Genomic DNA, 21,247 nt, shown 5'->3' with positions numbered 1-21,247 from the left:
TTCGCTATTCAGTAATGATGCCTCTTACAAGCATTGGTTCTTCAATAGCATCACCAATTTCGATATTGTCCAATATCATTTGGTTAACGTCTTCAACATCTTCACGATTGCTATACACAGTGACTAACGGTTCGCCCGCTTCAACTGACATCCCGACTTTTTTGTTTAACACTAAGCCAACACTGTAATCGATGACATCTTCTTTTGTCTTGCGGCCTGCTCCTAATAACATAGCAGCAACCCCGATACTTTCAGCATGAATGTCACGCACATAACCTGACTTAGGTGCTAACACCTGTGTCACATATTTCGCTTGTGGCATTTTTTCTGGGTGATCCACGACACTGTCATCGCCACCTTGATTACGAATCATTTCTTTAAACTTCGCAAGTGCTTTTCCAGAGTGAAGTGCGTCTTCTAACATCTTACGTGCTTCTTCAAGTGTGTCTGCTTTTTCAGCTAATACAACCATTTGACTACCTAAAACATACACCATTTCTTGTAAATCTTCTGGTCCTTCGCCTTTCAAGGTGTTAATCGCTTCGACCACTTCTAACGTGTTCCCTATTGCTTCACCTAGAGGCTGCGACATGTCAGAAATCACTGCCATTGTCTTACGACCTGCTAAATTACCAATACGAACCATTGTATGTGCTAGACGTTCAGCATCTGCTTGATTTTTCATAAATGCCCCATCACCTAATGTCACGTCTAAAACGATAGCATCGGCACCTGAAGCAATTTTTTTACTCATAACAGAACTAGCAATTAGTGGGATAGAATCGACCGTAGCTGTTACATCTCGCAAGGCATACATCCGTTTGTCAGCAGGTGCTAAATCACCTGATTGACCTGTTACAGCCACCTGTGTGTCATTAACTAAATCAATAAATTGCTGATTGGGTATTTCAATTTGGAACCCGGGAATCGCTTCTAACTTATCTAACGTCCCACCCGTGTGACCAAGTCCACGACCTGACATCTTAGCAACTGGAACACCTACACTGGCAACTAGCGGTGCTAGCACGATGGTTGTCGTATCACCGACGCCACCTGTCGAATGTTTGTCTACCTTAATTCCATTAATAGAAGACAAGTCGATAACTTCACCTGAATTCGCCATGGCTAACGTTAGATGCGTAATTTCTTCATCTGTCATGTCTTGATTGAAAATTGCCATAAGCAACGCGCTCATTTGATAATCTGGAATAGAATGATCCGTGTAGCCAGAAACAATAAACTGGATTTCTTCTTGACTTAAAACCTCCCCGTCACGCTTTTTTGCAATTAAATCCACCATTCTCATAATACGTTCCTCCTGCACACTCTTATTATAACGAAACCGAATATAAAATAGAAAACTTTAATTGGTAAATCGTTTTACCAATTAAGCGTTTTTTAATTTAAACGCTTACATATAGATATTAACACCTTAATCCTAACGAGTCAACCGTTTTACCGAATCACGCTTAATTAATTTGGTTTCAAATATTTTATTAGGTATCTTTCGCTGTGGTGAGTCGATTGCTCCTATTATAAACTCTCCTGCAGTATAACCAATCTCAAAGATGGGCTGATGAACCGTGGTTAACGCGGGTGCCATATAACGACTAATTTCCAAACCATCAAAACCAATAACTGAAATATCCTCTGGTATTTTTAATCCTTGCTCGTTAATCGCTTGATAAGCACCTACTGCCATTTGATCGTTCGAGCACACTAACGCAGTAATAGGGGTAACGGCTGTCGTCAGTAACGCCTTCGTTGCTAAGTAACCACCTTCAATTGTTAAAGGACCACTCTGTACCCAGCTTGATTGTGCTGCAATATGATGGTCTTCCAAGCAATTTAGATATCCTGTAATACGTTCTGATAATTGATAGTAGTCGCCTACCTCTTGTAAAAACCCAATAGCTTCATGACCTTCTTCGATTAAATAACGTGTAGCATGATAGACCCCTTCATACTCTTCAACAAGTAATTTGCCTTCCGTTCGCTTATTACGGCCCATATCTACAAGTATTAAGGACATCGACTTGTTTAAAATGCGTTCGTGTTTCAAAATACTATCAGATAGTTGATTAGGGGTCGCAATAATAACACCTTCTACCGAACGATGAACTAATTCTTCAAAATATTTATCTTCTAATTCTGCTTGGTGGTTGGAATTACATAAAAGAATCATATAACCGAGTGAATTTAAATAAGCTTCTACCCCTTCAATTAACTTGGAAAAGAAAAAGTCTGTCACATCCGGCACAATCATACCAATTGTTTGCGATTTTTTGGTGACCATATTTTGAGCGAAAAAATCAGGCTTATAATTAAACTCTTCAACGATTGCCATTACTTTTTCACGTGTTTTTTCACTAAAACGACTGCCTTTATTATTTAAAATTTGCGAAACAGTCGTCGTAGATACGCCCGCTGCCTCGGCAATGTCTCGGATTGTCATTTTCATTTTGATTGGCTGTCCTCCTTTTTAATACAGTTAAATCATAGCATACTCTCTCATAATGTAATAGCTTTCTTTATGAAAGATACGCGTCTTTTCTCGTTATCGTTTTTCATAGACAAAATGATAATGAGAAAAAAATGAGGGATTTTTCATTTTTGTTCTTGACGTATTCTCCCCCCTACTTTATACTTAACTTAATTCTTTTAAGGAGGATTTTGATATGAACATCAAATCACACTTAAAATTGAATAGCACAAACTTTTTCTTTAGCTTCTTTAGATAGTGTTTGTAGACATGCAATCATGGATACAAACAAACATGTATCTATGATGGCTAAAGCAATTTGTGTTGACAAAAAGCCACATAGGATTGAAAAAAATCTAAGTGGCTAACCTATTATCTCCTTATCAGAGCTCGTAAGGATTATTGATGAAGACAAACCATTTAGAATTTTTTTCTAAATGGTTTTTTTGTTGTCTTATAACCAGAGTAAACAACATGAAGGAGGAATATTTATGAAACAATCAATGAAATTAAAACTTTTACTTTCTGCTGCTATGGTGAGCCTGATTGGTTTAGCGGCATGTAGCTCTCAGGAAAATAAGGGAGAAAAAGAAGGACATTATCAAGTCGGTGTCCTACAAGTTGTTGAACACGGCTCGCTAGATGCAAGCTATCAAGGATTTATTGAAGGTTTGGAAGAAAATGGACTCAAAGAAGGCGACAATCTCACCGTCACTTATCAAAATGCTCAAGGTGCACAAGACCAACTCAATACAATGAGTCAAAAACTTGTCAAAGAACGACCTAATTTGTTACTGGGTATCGCAACGCCTGCTGCTCAAGCCTTACTCAGTGCTAGTAGCGACATTCCGATTGTCGTGACAGCTGTAACTGACTTAGAAGAAGCTAAACTCGTCAAATCTAATGAATCTCCTGGTGGCAACTTGACAGGCGTATCGGATCAAGTCCCTATTGAAAAACAACTCGACCTTTTAATCAGCGTCGCCAAAAAAGCAGAGAAAATCGGAATTATGTATAATGGCGGGGAAGCAAACTCTGTTTTACAAGCCAAACAAGCCAAAGCTTATTTAGAAAAACAAGGGATTGCGGTGAAAGAATTAACAGCTAACACGACAAATGACGTGCAACAAGTGACAGAAAGTTTAGCAAAGGACGTGGATGGGATTTATATTCCAACAGATAACACCTTTGCAAGTGCTATGACGCTCGTAGGAGACGTAGCGAAAGAAAAACAAATTCCTGTCGTAGCGGGCTCAATTGAAATGGTTCAAGATGGAGGGTTAGCGACGTTTGGTATTGACTATCATGCTTTAGGAAAACAAACGGGCGACATGGCCGCTAAAATCTTAAAAGGTGAACGCCAAACAACCGACTATCCCGTTGAAACATCTCGTGACTTAAAACTTGAAGTGAACGAGGACATGGCAAAGGCCTTAGGTATTGATCCAGAAACGATAAAAGAGCCAAAATAAAGGAGGATTTTACGTGAGCAGTCTCATCTCTATTTTTTACAATTTACCTAGTATCTTCACTACCTCGCTCGCCCAAGGTTTGCTTTGGGCGTTGCTCGGTATTGGTGTGTTCATCACCTATCGGATTTTAGATGTCGCCGATTTGACGACGGAAGGAACCTTTCCACTAGGTGGTGCTATTACAGCGACACTCATTATTCATCAGTGGTCTCCTATTTGGGCAACTTTAGCCGCATTCGTAGGCGGATTGATTGCCGGCTTAGTATCCGGTCTTATCCATACTAAGCTTAGAATCCCTGCCTTACTAACAGGGATTATTACCATGACCGCTTTATATTCAATTAACTCACGCGTAATGGGAAAGAAGCCAAATATTCCTTTAATTGGTGAAAAAACTCTTTTTTCAATAAGTGAGACGCTACAATTAAGTAAAAATACGACCATCATTCTCGTTGGAGGCATAGTTGTCTTACTGGTCATCTTACTACTCTATCTCTTCTTCCGAACGGAAATTGGTTTAGCCATTATAGCCACAGGGGATAATCCTGATATGAGTGAAGCAAATGGGATTCACACACATTCTACCAAAATTTTAGGCTATATGATCGCTAATGGCTGTATTGCCCTTAGTGGTTCGCTACTCGTTCAAAATAATGGTTTTGCCGATTTGAATTCGGGTGTCGGCACCATTGTTATTGGCTTGGCGGCTATTATTATTTCAGAAGTTCTTTTTGCTAGCCAACCACTCTTGTGGCGTTTAGTGACTATTGTTTTAGGTGCTGTTATTTATCGCTTCATTTTAGCAATTATTTTAGAATTTCCTATTGAAGCAAATGACAACAAATTTTTCTCAGCACTCATCCTAATCATTTGCCTATCTTTTCCACTTATAAGAGAGAAATGGCCTATTAAAAAAGGAGGGACACGAGCATGAGTCAACCTTTACTTACCCTTGATAACTTACATTTAACCTTTGAAAAAGGCACTGTCAATGAAAACCCAGTTCTTAGAGGAATCGATTTAGCTATTCACAAGGGTGACTTTATTACCATTATCGGAGGAAATGGCGCAGGAAAATCGACATTACTCAATACAATAGCCGGCTCTTTACGTCCAGATGAAGGACAGATTCATCTTCACGGAGAAAATATAACGAAGCAAAATGTCGTGAAACGGGCCGCTAAAATCAGTCGCGTCTTCCAAGACCCTAAAATGGGAACCGCAGTACGATTAACCGTCGAAGAAAATCTTTCCATTGCTTTAAAAAGAGGGAGAAAGCGAACGCTGAGTCGAGGGGTGAAAAAACAACAACGTGCTTTTTTAAAAGAAAAATTGGCTACTTTGCAATTAGGATTAGAGGAACGATTGCAAACAGAAATCGGATTACTTTCTGGAGGACAACGTCAAGCTATTACGTTATTAATGGCGACAATCATTCAACCAGATTTATTGCTTTTAGATGAGCATACAGCTGCACTCGACCCTCAAACGTCCAAAACCGTTATGACCTTGACGGAACAACTTATTCACGAACAGGAACTGACTGCATTTATGATTACGCATAATATGAATGATGCGATTCGCTATGGTAATCGTTTAATTATGCTACATCAAGGAAAAATCGTCGTTGACGTTTCTGGACGTGAAAAATCCGAGTTAACTGTCCCACAATTACTCCAATTATTTGAAGAACGTAGTGGTGAAGCATTGACAGATGATAGTTTGTTGTTAACATAAAGTAGTCGATAATTGTCGGTTATGTTAAAGTAATAACATATATGAAACGATGAGGTGACTTATGACAACTAAAGACAACGTACTAGCCTTACTTCTTTCACAAAATGAACAACCTCTTTCAGGTGAGGAAATGGCCGAACGTTTATCTGTTTCACGCACTGCCATTTGGAAAGCCATTCAACAATTAAAACAAGAAGGACATGATATACAAGCAAAATCCAATGTTGGATATACTTACTTCTCACGAGAACGTTTAAACGCAGAAGGCATCCGAAAACTTTTACCCCCTTCTCTACAAACTATAGAGATTCTCGTTGAAAATGAAGTCGATTCTACCAATTCTGTTTTAAAGCGACGAGCAATTGACGGGATAGAGCGGGATACGATTCTACTAGCAGAGAATCAAACAGCTGGGCGCGGTCGTTTTCAGCGTTCTTACTTTTCAACTCCAGAAGATGGCCTTTATATGAGTCTATATATTCATCAGCCACAGCCAGTATCCGAACTCGTACATTATACGTTAATTACGGCAGTGGCAATGGCTCAAGCGATCGAAGCTGTGGCGAATAAAACGGTGGGAATTAAATGGGTTAATGACTTATATATTGAGGGCAAAAAAGTTACAGGCGTGCTTTCAGAAGCAACGACGAACTTTGAAACAGGAATGGTCGACGGTATTATTATAGGGATTGGGACGAATGTCAGTGTGCCGACCTCTCATTTTCCATTAGAATTACAGTCTAAAGCTGGATCTATTTTCCCACAAGGAGCCCCTAAAGATTTTCACCGCCATCAGCTTGTGGCACACTTTTTAACCGCTTTTTATGACTTAAAAGACCATCCGGAACGTTATCTATCAGACTATCGTGCTCGTTCATTTATTATCGGTCAGATAGTCTCATTCGATTATCAACAACAACGATTACAAGGAAAAGCGATCGGTATCTCCGATAGTGGAGAATTGTTAGTCGAACTTCCGAATCAAGACGTGATTGCTTTGTCCTCTGGCGAAGTCAGTCTTCATTATCAATAAAAAAGCAGGAGAATGACTATCATTCTCCTGCTTTTTATACGAGCCATAAGCTAAGCGCTAAGGTTACCACTTGAGCCGTGTTTAGTAAGACTAAGTTTTTTATCGAAACAACGAACGTTTCGCTCTTAATTTGCTTTTGATTAAATTGCTGAGTTAATTTTCTTGTCAGAGGAAACGTTAACCAAACACCTAAGACAATCCAATGATATACGCCGAAAAAGATTCCCACTAAAATCGTGAGATAAGGACTGTACGCTAAAAAGTTAAACAAGCGGACACCATTTTCTTTTCCTATATAATAAGGCAGTGTGTAGCGATGATTTTGAATATCTTCTTCTAAATCGCATAGATTGTTCGCTAACATAATATTGGCAATACTAAAAATCATAGGAAGCGATGCCCAGGCAATCGGAATTAATTGACGAAAATCACCAAAAACAGTAAATTGCCAATCATGTAAGTCAAGATACACAAAACGCTGTTGATACGTATTGATATAGATGGTCATTATAAAAATTCCAAAGCCCATGGTCACTCCACTAAAAATTTCTCCAAGTGGCATACGCGATAGTGGAACAGGACCAAACGTGTAAAATATTCCAATAAAACACGCAACGCCCCCCATTACTAACATCAGCCAACCTGTCTGATAAGTTAAAATCAAGCCGATAACAAAAGCGATGCCAATCATACTATATATTAAACGCCGAACTTGCTTATCCCCTAAACCCGCTTGTCCAACAATATTCACCTGATATTTATACACATCATCTTTTGCTTTTTTATAATCCATAAAATTATTAATAGCTGTGGTTGCCATATCAAATAATAACATACCTATAAAAAAGATTAACGTATTCATCGGATGAAACGAATGAAAATATACCATTGAAAATAAAACACCGATTAAGAATGGAAACAAACTTGCTAATTTCGTTTGAATTTCTACTAATTTTAAAAAAACTTTTACCGTCATTCCCCTGACTCCCAACTTACTGATTCGCTAATTTTTTTACTGTATAGCCTGACTCCTCATTCAATTTAAACGTATCCTTTAGTCCACTACTCATATAAATCTCGTCATCCGTCGTGATAAATAAAGCTTCGACATCTTTCATGCTTTCAATATAATCCATGCCTTCTTCTAACCCCATTGAGAAAATAGCAGTCGACAAGCCATCTCCATCCACTGATTTTTTCGAAATAATCGTCACACCTGCAATATGATTTTCAAACGGATACCCCGTCGTCGGATCAAATAAATGATGATACGTTTTTCCATCTACTTCTAAGACGCGTTCATAAATACCCGACGTTACAAGTGATTGATCTTGTGCTGGAACCGTACCCACAACTTTATTACGACTCTGATTTGGATCTTGAATACCGACCGTCCATGGCTGCCCTTCTTTTTTCGGACTAGTTCCAACGACGACAACGTTACCTCCTAAGTCAACAATCGCTGTTGTCACCCCGTGCTCTTTTAATACATCCACGACTTCATCTGCGATAAACCCTTTTGCAATCGAACCTAAATCAAGCGACATCCCTGGCTTCGTTAAGTACACCGTCTGATTTTTTTTATCTAGTTGCACATCTTCATGACGGACAAGCGCTAGCGCTTCATCTATTTCTGCTTGACTAGGTTTACGAGCATCGTCAAAACCAATATGCCAAAGCTGCGTAATTGGACCAATACTTAAATCAAAACCTTGATCTGCTTCTTCACTATATTGATAAGCTTTTTCAATCAAGCGAAAAACATCCTCTGATACTTTTACTGGTTGAACGCCTGCTTGACGGTTAATTTCAGCGACTTCTGACTTATCAGCATCTGGTTCATTAACCGTTGTTTTATCTGCTAGCTCTTTCACTCGTGCAAAGGCGTCATCTAATACCTCTTTTTTGCCTTCATCAAAAATTTGAACGCGGACATAAGTCCCCATTAAAAATTGCTGCTCTGAATAAGGTTCTTTATTGACTTTTTGCGAAGTCGTCGTATTTGAGTCGGCTTCTTTTGTTGTTGGTGTCGTGCGACATCCCACTAACATAAGGGCCGTCAAACTTATCATGATAGCTGTTTGCCATTTATTTCGTTTCATTTTCTTCCCTTCTTTCTGTTATTATAGTTTACTATGCTTTTTCTTGAGAAGAAAGTCTGCACTTAAACAATAGAAAAAACGGAACTAACCAAAAGGCTTAGTTCCGTTTTGACGCATTTCTGAATTATTTTTCAGCCATGACAATGTTGTCGACTTCAATTTTATCTGTGTTACCTTTTTCAGCAGCATTGATTAATTGTTCTGCGTACATTTGGAATGTGTGGAATGAATGAGTTGCACCAGTTACAGCATCCATCTCAGCTGGAGCTCCTTTGTCCACTAACCCTTTATTAAACGCTGGGATAAATTCTGAAGGACCAGTACCTGCTTTGTCTTTCATCATATCATCGTATTCTTTATTGTCAGCTTTTGATTCGCCAGCTTCATTCACGTTGTCATAGTTTGATTCTGCAATCTTACCATCTTTAACAACAATTGAGAATACAACACGGTAGTCGTTAGAGTAGTTTTTCTCTTCTAATGTATAAGTACCGTCTTTCAAATCTGCCCCATTGTCAATTTCAATTTTATCCGTATTACCAGCTTGAGCTGCTTGGATTAATTGTTGCGCATAGTTTTTAAAGCTATCTGTTGAATGAGTCGCACCTGTTACTACTTCAACATCGCCTGCATTTTGTTTATCTACTAACGCTTCATTTAATGCTGGAATGAATTCTGAAGGACCTGTACCAGACTTATCTTTCATCATATCATCGTACTCTTTATTTTTTACTTTTGATTCGCCAGCTTCATTCACATTGTCATAGTTTGACTCTGTGATTTTACCGTCTTTAACAACGATTGAAAATACTGTACGATAATCATTAGAGTAGTTTTTCTCTTCAAGTGTGTAAGTACCGTCTTTTAACTCGCCACCTGCAACTTGTGTCATTTCTTTTGACTCTTCTTTATCTTTTGCTACTGTTTCTTGTGTCGCATCTGTTTTTTCAGCTTCTTTTTGATCGTCACTCTTACATGCTACTAATAGTAAAGAAGACATTGCTAAAATAGCTAAACCTGAAATTAATTTCTTTTTCTTCATAAGATAAGACCGCCCTTTTCTATTTGTTATGTGAATTAACTTACAAAGATATTTTAACGCATCTTATTTATAAATGCAATGAATATCCTTTTTTTTCTCATGAAATTCACATACTTTTTTTGTTATTTGTTTGTTTTTCTATTATCATGCTACGGTTTTTGATAGACATTTAACAAGATTGGCTTTATAATATGTACGATTATGATAAAATAGTAGTTACACTATTATTTTATAACTAAAAGAAAAGGAGCGAAAAGCGATGTCAAAAACACGAATTGTCGTTGTTGGGGCAGGGTATGCTGGCGTATTTGGTACAAAGCATTTATCAAAAAAGCTTAAAAAAAATGAAGATGTCGAGATTACCTTAATAGACCGTCACACTTATCAAACCATGATGACAGAGTTACATGAAGTTGCAGGTGGACGTGTTGAACCTGAAGCGATTCAATATGATTTACAACGTTTATTCTCACGTCGCAAAAATGTGAAATTAGTCACAGATAATGTGACCAACATTGATAAAGACAACAAGGTGGTTATCACCGAACATGGTGAATATCCATTTGATTACCTCATGTTAGGTATGGGAGGAGAACCAAACGATTTTGGAACACCTGGCGTAAAAGAACACGGTTTTACACTATGGTCAATGGAGGACGCTATCCGTTTACGTCACCACATTGAAAACACTGTCGCTAAGGCAGCAGTAGAACCAGACGAACAAGTTCGTCGTAGCATGTTGACATTTGTCGTATGTGGTTCTGGCTTTACTGGTATTGAAATGGTTGGGGAATTAATCGATATGCGCGAACCTATCGCGAAAAAACATAAGATTTCACCTGATGAGATTACTTTAAAAGTAGTCGAAGCAGCTCCTACTATTCTAAATATGTTAGATCGTAACGATGCAGCGATTGCTGAACGCTTCTTAAATAAAAAAGAAGTTGAAATCATCAAGAGTTCACCTATCGTAGAAGTCGGTGCCACAGATATTACCTTAAAAGACGGATCAAAGATTCCGACACATACTTTAATTTGGACAGCAGGTGTGCAAGGTAATAGCGACGCGAAAGAGTTCGATATGGAAACAGGTCGTGCGAATCGTTTAGTGGCGAATGAATACTTGCAAGCCAAAGGTTATGAAGGCAAAGGTATCTATGTGGTGGGGGACTTAGTTTATTATGAAGAGTTCGAAAACACACCGACACCACAGATTGTTCAAGCTGCTGAAGGAACAGGACAATATGCCGCAACTAATATTGTTGCTGAAATAAATGGCACAGAGAAGAAAGCATACAAAGGCAATTACCAAGGTTTCATGGTTTCTATCGGTTCTAAATATGGGGTTGCTTGCTTATTTGAAAAAATCCATTTAAGTGGTTTTCTTGCAATTATAATGAAACATATTGTTAACTTGAAATATTTCTTTGATATCCGCTCTGGCTATTATATGTTCCAATACATGATGCATGAATTCTTCCGTGTTGAAAATGAACGAAACGTCACACGTGGACATTCTTCTCGCAACAGTAACGTTTTATGGTCAGTACCTTTACGTGTCTTTTACGGTCTTGTTTGGCTCGTTGAAGCGATGAAGAAAGTAGTGGGTAACGGTGATTACTTAAAACCAGCAACATGGTTCAAAGAAGGCTCATGGTTTACTGACCAAGTAGCATTCCCATTCCCTTGGTTACAAGCAGCTGATGCAACATCTGGGGCCTCAGAGGCGGCCGCTGGAGGAGCTGAAACTGTCGCTCACTTTGGTTTAAGTTATGCCTATGGTGAAGAGCCAATGCTTGTTTTTGACCATATGCCAAAATGGTTTGCCTCATTAATGGAATTTATGGTACCTAATCGCGAAGTTGCGCTATTCTTCCAAAAATTCATGACAATTTTTGAAATTCTAATTGCACTCGCTATTATCGTTGGACTATTTACATGGTTAGCGAATGCGACAACAATCGCTTTGGTTGCTGCTTTCTGTTTATCAGGCATGTTCTATTGGGTTAATATTTGGTTCATCCCAGTTGCTTTTGCCTTAATGAATGGTTCTGGACGTGCACTTGGTTTAGATAAATGGGTAGTACCTTGGCTACAACGAACATTAGGCAAATGGTGGTACGGTGAAACCAAATCACTGTACGGTCATTAGTACACGTCTATTTCAAAAGTTCTAGGGATTACCCTAGAACTTTTCTTTTATATTAGTGATGAAAAGAAAGGAAGACACTCACATGCAGCCAAATAAAAACCGACAACTTATTTATATTTCTCTACTCGTCGCGCAAGGTGTCATTATCGGGCTTTTAGAAAATATGATTCCTTTTCCTTTTGCAATTGCGCCTGGAGCTAAACTAGGTCTGGCTAATCTCATCACAATTATCGCTATTTTTACAATGCCAAAACGTGAGAGTTTTTTTCTCGTTTGTTTACGTTTAATTTTAACCACCCTATTAGGTGGCACTGTTTCTACGTTGCTTTATAGTGCAGCCGGGGCTCTTCTTAGTTACTTTGGAATGCTTTTAGTGAAAATGCTAGGCCCTGACCGTGTCAGTGTCATTGGCATTAGTGCGACAGGAGGCTTTCTTCATAATGTAGGTCAACTGCTCGTTGCTAGCTTTATTGCACGTTCATGGGCAGTTATGATGTATTTGCCAATTCTTTCAATGATTGGTATTTTAGCAGGGATTGCCGTCGGGATTGCTGCTAACTATCTTTTAGAACATGTTAAAACATTAGAACAATTTAAAAAGGAATATAGCGCGTCTACTCAGACGTAGCCGAATCATAAGGAGTGTCTAAGGTGATGATACACCCACTATGGAATGAATACCCTCAACTACAAAAAGAATTAAAACAAACACTGACCATTATGCAACAGTCGGTAAATCTAGCGAATAAAGAAGTTGAAGCGGCAATTTTAACGATGATGCACTCGGGTGGAAAAATGTTGCGTCCTGCTTATTTGCTACTCTTTTCTTACTATGGAAAAGAAACAGACCGACAAAAAATGATGGCTTTAGCGGCGTCAGTCGAAACTCTACATACCGCTACATTAATCCATGATGATATCGTAGATGAAGCTGCCACTCGCCGGTCACACCCTTCTATCCAAGCGACATTTGGAAAAGATGTCGCAGTTTATGCAGGTGACTACTTGTTCGTTTCATGTTTTAAAATACTTGCTCGCTATGCATCCGATTTAAAAAGTATGGAATTAAACATCGATAGTATGGACCGAATTTTATCTGGCGAAATAGGACAGATGGATACTCGGTATCAAACTGATTTACCTATTGAAACATATTTAGATAATATCGCAGGTAAAACAGGGGAACTGTTTTCTCTCGCTTGTTTTTTAGGCGCCTTTGAAGGACAAGCTAGTAAAACAGTCGCAAAAAAATCAAAAGACATTGGATTAAATGTTGGGATGGCCTTTCAAATCATGGATGATATTTTAGATTATAGTGAAACAGAAACACAGTTAGGAAAGCCTGTCCTTGAAGACGTCAAACAAGGGGTTTATTCCTTACCTTTATTATGTGCAATTCAAGAAAATCCTACTGAGATATTGCCATTATTATATAAAAAAGAACAACTGACGGAACAAGAAACACATGAGCTTTATCAACTGGTTCATACGGCAAACGGAGTGTCACAAGCCAAACAATATGCTGAAAAATATACCACAGCTGCTTTAAAAAGCCTAAAATCATTACGTTCCATTAATCCAGAAGTGACAGATATAATTTATCGTTTGACCGAGCATTTATTAAAACGAACACAATAAGAGAAAACGCCAAGACGTTTTCTCTTATTTTTTTGCCTTGTTTTCTGATATGAAAAACAGCTCTATCTTGCTAAACATTGTGGACACCGTTATAATACTTGAGAAGCAACTAAATATAGGATACAAAAGGAGATTACCTAATGATCACAGTAACAGATGTCAGTTTGCAATTACCTGATCGTAAATTATTTGATAATGTTAATATTAAATTTACTCCCGGAAATTGTTATGGGTTAATCGGTGCAAATGGTGCCGGCAAATCCACTTTTTTAAAAATTTTAGATGGGTCTTTAGAACCTACCACTGGTAATGTCACACTCGGTCCCGACGAACGTCTTGCTACACTTAAACAAAATCACTTTGACTATGAAGATTTTACAGTTCTAGAAACCGTTATTATGGGACACGATCGTTTATATGAAGTCATGAAAGAAAAAGATGCTATTTATATGAAAGAGGATTTTTCTGATGAAGATGGCGTTCGTGCGGCTGAATTAGAAGGTGAATTCGCTGAGTTAAACGGTTGGGAAGCAGAGCCTGAAGCGGCCAGTTTATTACAGGGATTAAATATTCCTGAAACACTTCACGACCAAAAAATGGCTGAACTTTCTGCAGGGGATAAGGTGAAAGTCTTACTCGCACAAGCTCTTTTCGGACATCCCGATGTTCTACTACTTGATGAGCCGACAAACGGTTTGGATACCCAGTCGATTGCTTGGTTACAAGAGTTCTTAATTAACTTCGATAACACAGTCATTGTCGTTTCACATGACCGTCACTTCTTAAATACCGTTTGTACACATATGGCCGACTTAGATTTCGGTAAAATTCAACTTTATGTTGGTAACTACGATTTCTGGTTAGAATCTAGTCAACTCGCAGCTAAATTACAAGCGGATCAAAATGCTAAAAAAGAAGAAAAAGTAAAAGAATTACAAGAATTTATCGCACGTTTTAGCGCGAATGCTTCTAAATCTAAACAAGCAACCTCGCGTAAAAAAATGTTAGAAAAAATTACCATTGATGACATTCAACCTTCTTCACGTCGCTATCCATTCGTAGGCTTCTCACCAGAACGTGAAATCGGAAACGACCTACTCCATGTTGAAAACATTTCAAAAACAATCGATGGTAAGAAAATATTAGATAATATATCTTTCACTTTAAACAAAGACGACAAAGTCGCTTTTCTTGCACAAAATGACGTCGTTCAGACGACACTCTTTAAAATCTTAATGGGTGAAATGGAACCAGATACTGGTACTGTACGTTGGGGCGTAACTACTTCTCAAGCGTACTTACCGAAAGATAACTCGGCAGAATTTGATTCAAACTTGCCTATTCTAGAATGGTTACGTCAATACGCTTCAAAAGAAGAGGACGACAACACCTTCTTACGTAGTTTCTTAGGCCGTATGCTTTTCTCTGGGGAAGATGTCATGAAACCAGTCAACGTTCTCTCAGGGGGCGAAAAAGTACGTTGTATGCTATCTAAATTAATGCTATCTAAAGCCAACGTCCTCGTTCTTGATGACCCAACAAATCACTTGGATTTAGAATCGATCACGGCTCTAAACGATGGCTTAATTGCTTTCAAAGGTTCTTTACTCTTTGCTTCGCATGACCATCAATTTATCCAAACACTAGCAAACCGCATGATTGTCTTATCAGACAAAGGAATGGTTGATTTCCCAGATGCGACATACGATGAATTTTTGGAAAATGAACGTGTCCAAAAACAAGTCGCTGCTTTATATTAAGATAAAACAAACAGGCACGTCCCATTTCAATATGGGGCGTGCCTATTATTATCATTGTCTTCTATGATACTACTAATACTCCGTTCGTGTCGTGATAGAAGAAAATTTATTATATTCTTTGATGAAGAGTAATTCGACAGTGCCTCGAGAGCCACTTCTATTCTTCTCGATTATCACTTCAATAATATTATTATCCTCATGTTCTTCTGCATCTTCATCTGAGTCACGTTGGTAATAATCATCACGATATAAAAAGGCGACAATATCCGCATCTTGCTCGATAGATCCAGACTCACGGATATCACTTAGGACTGGTCGTTTATCCTGCCGTTGTTCAACACCACGAGAAAGCTGTGACAAGGCGATAACAGGTACTTTTAACTCTTTCGCCAATTTTTTAAGCTGTCGTGAAATCTCTGAAACTTCTTGTTGGCGATTCTCTCGTCCAGTTCCTTCTATCAATTGCAAATAGTCAATCAACACTAAGCCAAGATTACCTTTTTCTTGTGCTAACTTTCGACATTTTGCTCTAATTTCTGAAATTTTAATTCCCGGCGTATCGTCAATGTAAATATCAGCTTGCGATAAGCTTCCCATCGCCATGACAAGATTACCCCACTCTTCTTCAGTCAGTTGACCTGTTCGTAAATGACTGGCGTCTATCGTGCCTTCTGCACACAACATACGATTCACCAGTGATTCCGCCCCCATCTCCAAACTAAAGATTGCAACCGCTTTATCCGTCTTCGTTCCCACGTTTTGGGCAATATTTAGAGCAAAGGCTGTTTTACCAACTGCTGGACGTGCTGCTAAAATGATTAATTCTTCAGGTTGTAAACCTGCCGTCATTTTATCTAGAGCATGATACCCAGTAGGTAAGCCGGTAATCTCTTCTTGTAATTGAGAGAGCCGGTCGATTTCAGCAAAGGTTGTATTTAATACATCGGCAATAGCTAAAAAACCAGACCGATTGCGACGTTCAGAAACTTCCATAATCATGCGCTCAGCTTCATCTAAAATCGTTTCGACTTCATCACCTTGCTCAAACCCTTTTGTCACAATATCCGTCGCTGTTTGAATCAAATTGCGCAACAATGCTTTTTGTTCTACAATTTTCGCATAATGCCCGACATTTGCGGCCGTCGGTACAGCCATGGCTAATTCTGTCAGATACCCAACTCCGCCAACATCTTCTAATAAATTCAAACTATCTAGCTGCTCTTTCACTGTGATTAAATCAATCGCTTCATTACGATCATTTAGTGTCAACATCGTTTGAAAAATAAGTTGATGACTACGTCGATAGAAATCTTGGTCTGTGATAAACTCCATCGCCTCAATAATCGCGTCGGCATTTAAAAAGACCGAACCTAGAACTGCTTGTTCGGCCTCCATACTTTGAGGTGGCATCCTATCTTGTACTATATCATTCATGATTTCTATCCCTCTCTAGTATGTATGCATTATTGTGCTTTAACGTGAACACGTAACTTCGCATTAACATCTGGGTATAGCTTTACAGGAACATTCGTATAGCCCAGACTACGAATTGGGTTCGCCAACTCCATTTTACGACGGTCTACTTTTATTTTATGTTGCTTATTTAGTTCTTCTGCTATTTGTTTCGTCGTAATAGAACCGAATAAGCGACCATCTTCACCAGATTTTGCTGTTAATACAACTTCAAAACCTTCCGCTTCTATTTGTTTTTTAATCTCTTCTGCTGCTGCTTTTAATTCAGCTTCTTCTTTTGCTTTTGCTTTTTTCTTAGCAGCAAGTTCACTCATACTAGCATTGGTAGCTTCTTTTGCTAAACCTTTTTTGATTAAAAAGTTTTGAGCATAGCCAGGTGACACCTCTTTCACATCACCTTTTTTACCTTGACCTTTAACATCTTTTAATAAAATGACTTTCATTCTACTACACCTCTCATGAAATATTCTACCTTTTATTTTACCATTTTTATTTAACAATAGCGAGTTAGACACAAAAATGTTCCACGTGAAACATTTTAGATAAAATAAAAAGAAGGTTTGAAATCAAACCTTCTCGAATAACTTTTTAGTCTTCTGTAACAAATGGTAAAAGTGCCATAATTCTAGCACGTTTAATAGATGTTGTTAAAGTACGTTGGTGTTTTGCACAAGTACCTGTTACACGACGTGGTAAAATTTTACCGCGTTCTGAAACAAATTTACCTTTAAGCAATTCAACGTTTTTATAATCGACATGATCGACGTGGTTAGCACAGAAATAACACACTTTACGACGTCGTTTTCCGCCTCTGCGTTGTTGAGCCATTTATTGTTCCTCCTGTTCGGTTTAGAATGGTAAATCATCATCTGAGATATCAATCTTAGCTGATGATGCGAATGGGTCTGAATCACGACCAAAATCCGGCATACCTTGTTGTGGCATTGAAGATGATGATTGATTAAAACTTTGGTTATTATTAGGTTGAGCACCAAAATCTGTACCAGATCCCTGACGTCGTTGTTCATTAACTGACTTCGACTCTAAGAATTGGAAACTGTCTGCTACCACTTCTGTCACATAGACACGTTGACCTTGTTGATTTTCATAGTTACGTGTTTGAATACGTCCTACCACACCAATCAGAGTCCCTTTTCGTGCGTAATTAGCCAGCGTTTCTGCTGGTTTTCGCCAAATCACCGTGTTGATAAAATCAGCTTCGCGATTACCGCTTTGATTTGTAAATGGACGATCAATTGCTAATGTGAATGTTGCAACAGCGACACCGTTTGCTGTATAACGCAAATCTGGATCTTTAGTTAATCTACCTACTAGTACGACATTATTAATCATTTTTCCATCTCCTTTCACCGGGATGTTTCACGTGAAACATTTTTAGTTTTCTTCTTTAACAATCATATGACGTAAAATGTCATCATTGATTTTAGCTAAACGGTCAAACTCGTTGATACCATTAGCATCTTCGGAAGAAACTTTAACGATGTGATAGAATCCTTCACGGAAATCGTTGATTTCATACGCTAAACGTCGTTTTTCCCATCCTTTAGATTCTAAAACCTCTGTACCGTTTTGTTTTAAAATATCATCAAAACGTGCGATAAGAGTACTTTTAGCTTCCTCATCAATGTTAGGTCGAATAATATACGTAATTTCATAATTCGTTACTTGACTCATTGATTTCACCTCCTTGTGGTCTCTGGCTCTATGATTTCATAGAGCAAGGAAGAGTAATCTTAGACTACTCACATCTAAATACTATACTACTTTTTATAAAAATTATCAAGTTTATTTTATTTTTCTCTATAAAAACAGACCTGCTGTAACAACAGGTCTGTTTTCACTGATTATTCTTCTGTCTGTTCTTCAGAAAGAGCGTTATCTTCATCTTCTTCAATAATCGCCATCGTCGCAACCTTGCTGCCTTCTTCTAAACGAATGAGGCGAACACCTTGTGTCGCACGTCCTGTTTGCGAAACAGAATCAACATCAAAACGAATAATCACACCTTGGTCCGTAATCACTAAGACATCTTCATCGCCTTCCACAGTCGTTAATGCGACCAGTGGACCGTTTTTATCGGTGATATTAGCTGTTTTAATTCCCTTACCACCACGTCCTTTAACGGGATATTCAGACGAATCCGTACGTTTTCCGTAACCATTCTCTGTGAGTATTAACACTTCATTGTTTTCCGTTAAAGTCGACATTCCAACAACATAGTCGCCTTCACGTAAACGAACACCACGTACACCGGCAGCCGTTCGTCCCATATCGCGCACGTCTGTTTCTTTAAACGTTACAGAGTACCCTAAATGCGTGCCTATAATAATGATTTGTTCACCATTTGTCACCGTCACGTTCATGACTTCGTCGCCATCTCGTAAACCAATAGCAATCAAGCCATTACTGCGAATATTCGCAAACGCTTCGGTTGTCGTTCTTTTAACTGTTCCATGTTTCGTCGTAAAGAATAAATAACTATTTTCTTTATCTGATTTTTCTATCGAAATCACAGATTGGATTTTTTCATTAGAATCAATTCCTAATAAATTAATAATTGGAATTCCTTTTGCTGTTCGACCATATTCAGGGATTTCATAACCTTTCGCGCGGTATACTTTCCCAGTATTCGTAAAGAACAGTAACGTATCATGCGTTGAACAAGACACGAGATTTTCTATGAAGTCATCGTCATGCATGCCCATACCTTGCACACCACGTCCACCACGTTTTTGTGTTCTAAATTCACTACTTGGTAGACGTTTAATATATCCGTTATGCGTCAACGTAATGACACTATCTTCTTCTTCAATTAAATCTTCATCTTCTAAGCTCAACACTTCGCCGACTAATAATTCTGTTCGACGCGGGTCACTGTATTTATCTTGAATTTCTTGTAATTCTGTTCGAATAATATCTAAGACCCGTTGATGGTTTGCTAATATGTCAGCCAAATCAGCAATAAGTTTTAACAATTCTTGATATTCATTTTCAATCTTATCGCGTTCTAAGCCTGTTAAGCGACGCAAGCGCATATCAAGAATAGCTTGTGCTTGTTTTTCAGAAAATTCAAAACGCTCTATTAACGCATTTTTAGCAATTTCATCTGATGCAGATGAACGGATAATCGAAATAATCTCATCAATATGGTCTAACGCCACACGTAAGCCCTCTAAAATGTGCGCACGGGCCTCCGCACGGTTTTTATCAAACTGAGTACGGCGACGGATTACTTCTTCTTGGTGGGCCAAATAATGCTCTAAAATAGCTTTCAAACTTAATAGCTTAGGTTCACCATTTACAATCGCTAGCATATTAAAGCCAAATGAACTTTGAAGAGCTGTCATTTTATATAAATTGTTCAGTACAACAGAAGCTGAGACATCTCGGCGAATCTCAATCACAATCCGCATTCCTTCACGTGATGATTCGTCACGTAAATCAGTAATGCCTTCAATTCGTTTCTCACGATGTAATTCCGAAATACGTTCGATCAATTTAGCTTTATTTACCATGTAAGGTAATTCTGTCACTAAAATACGCTCGCGACCGTTAGCTTGTTCTTCAATTTCAACTTTTGCCCGAACAGTAATAGATCCACGACCCGTTTCATACGCTCGGCGTATACCTGATTTCCCCATGACCAAACCACCAGTTGGAAAATCTGGTCCCGGTAAAACGTCCATTAAATCAACCGTCGTAGCGTCTGGATTATCCATTAAAACATTAATCGCGGCAATCACTTCGCCTAAGTTGTGTGGCGGAATATTAGTTGCCATTCCGACAGCAATTCCTGTCGTTCCATTTACGAGTAAGTTTGGAAAACGTGCGGGTAAAACAGTTGGTTCTTTTTCAGAATCATCATAGTTTCCTTGAAAATCTACTGTATCCTTATTTAAATCACGTAACAGTTCCATTGCTATCTTACTCATTCGCGCTTCTGTATAACGCATAGCCGCTGCACCATCACCATCTACTGAACCAAAGTTACCGTGACCATCTACTAACATATTACGGTAACTAAATGGCTGAGCCATCCGTACCATTGATTCATAAATCGCGAAGTCACCATGTGGGTGATATTTACCCATTACATCCCCAACAATTCTCGCCGATTTTTTATGCGGTTTATCCGGCGTAATCCCTAATTCATGCATCCCATATAAAATACGACGATGAACAGGCTTCAGCCCGTCACGGACATCCGGTAAAGCACGTGAAACGATAACACTCATCGCATAATCTATAAAGGAGTCTTGCATCTCACTTGTAAGATTCACATCGACTATATTTTCTTTTCTCTCTTCTGACATGAGCCTTTTTCCCTACTCTCTT

General features: G+C 38.5%; 19 protein-coding genes. 8 read left to right on the top strand and 11 right to left on the bottom strand.

The window, feature by feature from the left end:
• Positions 1-4: 4 nt before the first annotated feature.
• Both M2919_RS06655 and M2919_RS06650 read right to left on the bottom strand, forming a co-directional pair.
• Positions 5-1,306, bottom strand: coding sequence for a pyrimidine-nucleoside phosphorylase (locus M2919_RS06655; RefSeq protein WP_126762154.1), 1,302 nt, complete (start codon positions 1,304-1,306; stop codon positions 5-7).
• Between the two features lie 132 nt (positions 1,307-1,438).
• Positions 1,439-2,461, bottom strand: a complete 1,023-nt coding sequence (locus M2919_RS06650; RefSeq protein WP_248848451.1) for a LacI family DNA-binding transcriptional regulator — start codon at positions 2,459-2,461, stop codon at positions 1,439-1,441.
• 524 nt (positions 2,462-2,985) lie between these two features.
• Between M2919_RS06650 and M2919_RS06645 the strand changes: the two genes are divergently transcribed.
• The 4 genes from M2919_RS06645 (at position 2,986) to M2919_RS06630 (ending at position 6,724) form a co-directional block, all read left to right on the top strand.
• Positions 2,986-3,954, top strand: coding sequence for an ABC transporter substrate-binding protein (locus M2919_RS06645; protein ID WP_248849489.1), 969 nt, complete (start codon positions 2,986-2,988; stop codon positions 3,952-3,954).
• Positions 3,955-3,967: 13 nt separating this feature from the next.
• Positions 3,968-4,888 carry an ABC transporter permease gene (locus M2919_RS06640; RefSeq protein ID WP_248848450.1) on the top strand — a complete coding sequence of 307 codons (921 nt, stop codon included), beginning with the start codon at positions 3,968-3,970 and terminating at the stop codon, positions 4,886-4,888.
• A complete protein-coding gene (locus M2919_RS06635; RefSeq protein WP_248848449.1) occupies positions 4,885-5,691 on the top strand; it encodes an ABC transporter ATP-binding protein in 807 nt (268 codons plus the stop codon). The genes M2919_RS06640 and M2919_RS06635 overlap by 4 nt, the downstream gene beginning before the upstream one ends.
• 61 nt (positions 5,692-5,752) lie before the next feature.
• Positions 5,753-6,724 carry a biotin--[acetyl-CoA-carboxylase] ligase gene (locus tag M2919_RS06630; RefSeq protein ID WP_248848448.1) on the top strand — a complete coding sequence of 324 codons (972 nt, stop codon included), beginning with the start codon at positions 5,753-5,755 and terminating at the stop codon, positions 6,722-6,724.
• Between the two features lie 34 nt (positions 6,725-6,758).
• On the opposite strand, the gene menA is transcribed toward M2919_RS06630, so the two are convergent.
• The 3 genes from menA to pplA form a co-directional block, all read right to left on the bottom strand.
• A complete protein-coding gene (gene menA / locus M2919_RS06625; RefSeq protein ID WP_168413357.1) occupies positions 6,759-7,700 on the bottom strand; it encodes a 1,4-dihydroxy-2-naphthoate polyprenyltransferase in 942 nt (313 codons plus the stop codon).
• A 16-nt stretch (positions 7,701-7,716) separates the two neighbouring features.
• Positions 7,717-8,826, bottom strand: a complete 1,110-nt coding sequence (locus tag M2919_RS06620; protein WP_307726201.1) for an FAD:protein FMN transferase — start codon at positions 8,824-8,826, stop codon at positions 7,717-7,719.
• 124 nt (positions 8,827-8,950) lie between these two features.
• Positions 8,951-9,868 carry an extracellular electron transfer flavoprotein PplA gene (gene pplA / locus M2919_RS06615; RefSeq protein WP_248848447.1) on the bottom strand — a complete coding sequence of 306 codons (918 nt, stop codon included), beginning with the start codon at positions 9,866-9,868 and terminating at the stop codon, positions 8,951-8,953.
• A gap of 259 nt (positions 9,869-10,127) precedes the next feature.
• On the opposite strand from pplA, the gene M2919_RS06610 reads away from it, so the two are divergent.
• From M2919_RS06610 to M2919_RS06595, 4 genes are all read left to right on the top strand, one after another.
• Positions 10,128-12,020: an NAD(P)/FAD-dependent oxidoreductase gene (locus M2919_RS06610; RefSeq protein WP_248848446.1), complete on the top strand. Its 1,893-nt coding sequence runs from the start codon at positions 10,128-10,130 to the stop codon at positions 12,018-12,020.
• An 82-nt stretch (positions 12,021-12,102) separates the two neighbouring features.
• The gene (locus tag M2919_RS06605; protein ID WP_222316949.1) at positions 12,103-12,648 is read left to right on the top strand and encodes a Gx transporter family protein; all 546 of its coding nucleotides are present in this window, start codon (positions 12,103-12,105) and stop codon (positions 12,646-12,648) included.
• 23 nt (positions 12,649-12,671) lie between these two features.
• Entirely contained in the window at positions 12,672-13,658 is a 987-nt protein-coding gene (locus tag M2919_RS06600; protein WP_420857185.1) for a polyprenyl synthetase family protein, read from the top strand.
• Positions 13,659-13,798: 140 nt separating this feature from the next.
• Entirely contained in the window at positions 13,799-15,418 is a 1,620-nt protein-coding gene (locus tag M2919_RS06595; RefSeq protein WP_023606932.1) for an ABC-F family ATP-binding cassette domain-containing protein, read from the top strand.
• 72 nt (positions 15,419-15,490) lie between these two features.
• On the opposite strand, the gene dnaB is transcribed toward M2919_RS06595, so the two are convergent.
• From dnaB to gyrA, 6 genes are all read right to left on the bottom strand, one after another.
• Complete coding sequence (gene dnaB / locus M2919_RS06590; protein ID WP_023606931.1) at positions 15,491-16,852, bottom strand: replicative DNA helicase; 1,362 nt, start codon at positions 16,850-16,852, stop codon at positions 15,491-15,493.
• A 29-nt stretch (positions 16,853-16,881) separates the two neighbouring features.
• Positions 16,882-17,334 (bottom strand): 50S ribosomal protein L9, encoded by a 453-nt coding sequence (gene rplI / locus M2919_RS06585; RefSeq protein WP_023606930.1) that lies wholly within the window; start codon positions 17,332-17,334, stop codon positions 16,882-16,884.
• A gap of 145 nt (positions 17,335-17,479) precedes the next feature.
• The gene (rpsR, locus tag M2919_RS06580) at positions 17,480-17,719 is read right to left on the bottom strand and encodes a 30S ribosomal protein S18 (protein WP_023606929.1); all 240 of its coding nucleotides are present in this window, start codon (positions 17,717-17,719) and stop codon (positions 17,480-17,482) included.
• Positions 17,720-17,740: 21 nt separating this feature from the next.
• Positions 17,741-18,244 carry a single-stranded DNA-binding protein gene (gene ssb / locus M2919_RS06575; protein ID WP_248848444.1) on the bottom strand — a complete coding sequence of 168 codons (504 nt, stop codon included), beginning with the start codon at positions 18,242-18,244 and terminating at the stop codon, positions 17,741-17,743.
• Positions 18,245-18,286: 42 nt separating this feature from the next.
• On the bottom strand, positions 18,287-18,586 hold the full coding sequence (gene rpsF / locus M2919_RS06570) for a 30S ribosomal protein S6 (RefSeq protein WP_126762178.1): 300 nt from the start codon (positions 18,584-18,586) through the stop codon (positions 18,287-18,289).
• A gap of 170 nt (positions 18,587-18,756) precedes the next feature.
• On the bottom strand, positions 18,757-21,225 hold the full coding sequence (gene gyrA, locus M2919_RS06565) for a DNA gyrase subunit A (RefSeq protein ID WP_248848443.1): 2,469 nt from the start codon (positions 21,223-21,225) through the stop codon (positions 18,757-18,759).
• Positions 21,226-21,247 lie beyond the last annotated feature (22 nt).

Origin of the sequence: Vagococcus lutrae, from assembly GCF_023299185.1 — a bacterium.
In the GTDB taxonomy this organism is placed as follows: Bacteria; Bacillota; Bacilli; order Lactobacillales; family Vagococcaceae; genus Vagococcus_A; species Vagococcus_A lutrae.
The sequence above is the reverse complement of the archived record's forward strand: the minus strand, read 5'-3'. Positions and strand labels throughout refer to the sequence as shown.

Coding starts and splice junctions, on each gene's coding strand:
- ssb (WP_248848444.1), bottom strand. CDS start 18,244: ATGATTAATAATGTCGTACTAGTAGGTAGATTAACTAAAGATCCAGAT.
- menA (WP_168413357.1), bottom strand. CDS start 7,700: ATGACGGTAAAAGTTTTTTTAAAATTAGTAGAAATTCAAACGAAATTA.
- M2919_RS06635 (WP_248848449.1), top strand. CDS start 4,885: ATGAGTCAACCTTTACTTACCCTTGATAACTTACATTTAACCTTTGAA.
- M2919_RS06605 (WP_222316949.1), top strand. CDS start 12,103: ATGCAGCCAAATAAAAACCGACAACTTATTTATATTTCTCTACTCGTC.
- rplI (WP_023606930.1), bottom strand. CDS start 17,334: ATGAAAGTCATTTTATTAAAAGATGTTAAAGGTCAAGGTAAAAAAGGT.
- M2919_RS06630 (WP_248848448.1), top strand. CDS start 5,753: ATGACAACTAAAGACAACGTACTAGCCTTACTTCTTTCACAAAATGAA.
- M2919_RS06620 (WP_307726201.1), bottom strand. CDS start 8,826: ATGAAACGAAATAAATGGCAAACAGCTATCATGATAAGTTTGACGGCC.
- M2919_RS06655 (WP_126762154.1), bottom strand. CDS start 1,306: ATGAGAATGGTGGATTTAATTGCAAAAAAGCGTGACGGGGAGGTTTTA.
- pplA (WP_248848447.1), bottom strand. CDS start 9,868: ATGAAGAAAAAGAAATTAATTTCAGGTTTAGCTATTTTAGCAATGTCT.
- M2919_RS06595 (WP_023606932.1), top strand. CDS start 13,799: ATGATCACAGTAACAGATGTCAGTTTGCAATTACCTGATCGTAAATTA.
- rpsR (WP_023606929.1), bottom strand. CDS start 17,719: ATGGCTCAACAACGCAGAGGCGGAAAACGACGTCGTAAAGTGTGTTAT.
- rpsF (WP_126762178.1), bottom strand. CDS start 18,586: ATGAGTCAAGTAACGAATTATGAAATTACGTATATTATTCGACCTAAC.
- dnaB (WP_023606931.1), bottom strand. CDS start 16,852: ATGAATGATATAGTACAAGATAGGATGCCACCTCAAAGTATGGAGGCC.
- gyrA (WP_248848443.1), bottom strand. CDS start 21,225: ATGTCAGAAGAGAGAAAAGAAAATATAGTCGATGTGAATCTTACAAGT.
- M2919_RS06645 (WP_248849489.1), top strand. CDS start 2,986: ATGAAATTAAAACTTTTACTTTCTGCTGCTATGGTGAGCCTGATTGGT.
- M2919_RS06650 (WP_248848451.1), bottom strand. CDS start 2,461: ATGAAAATGACAATCCGAGACATTGCCGAGGCAGCGGGCGTATCTACG.
- M2919_RS06610 (WP_248848446.1), top strand. CDS start 10,128: ATGTCAAAAACACGAATTGTCGTTGTTGGGGCAGGGTATGCTGGCGTA.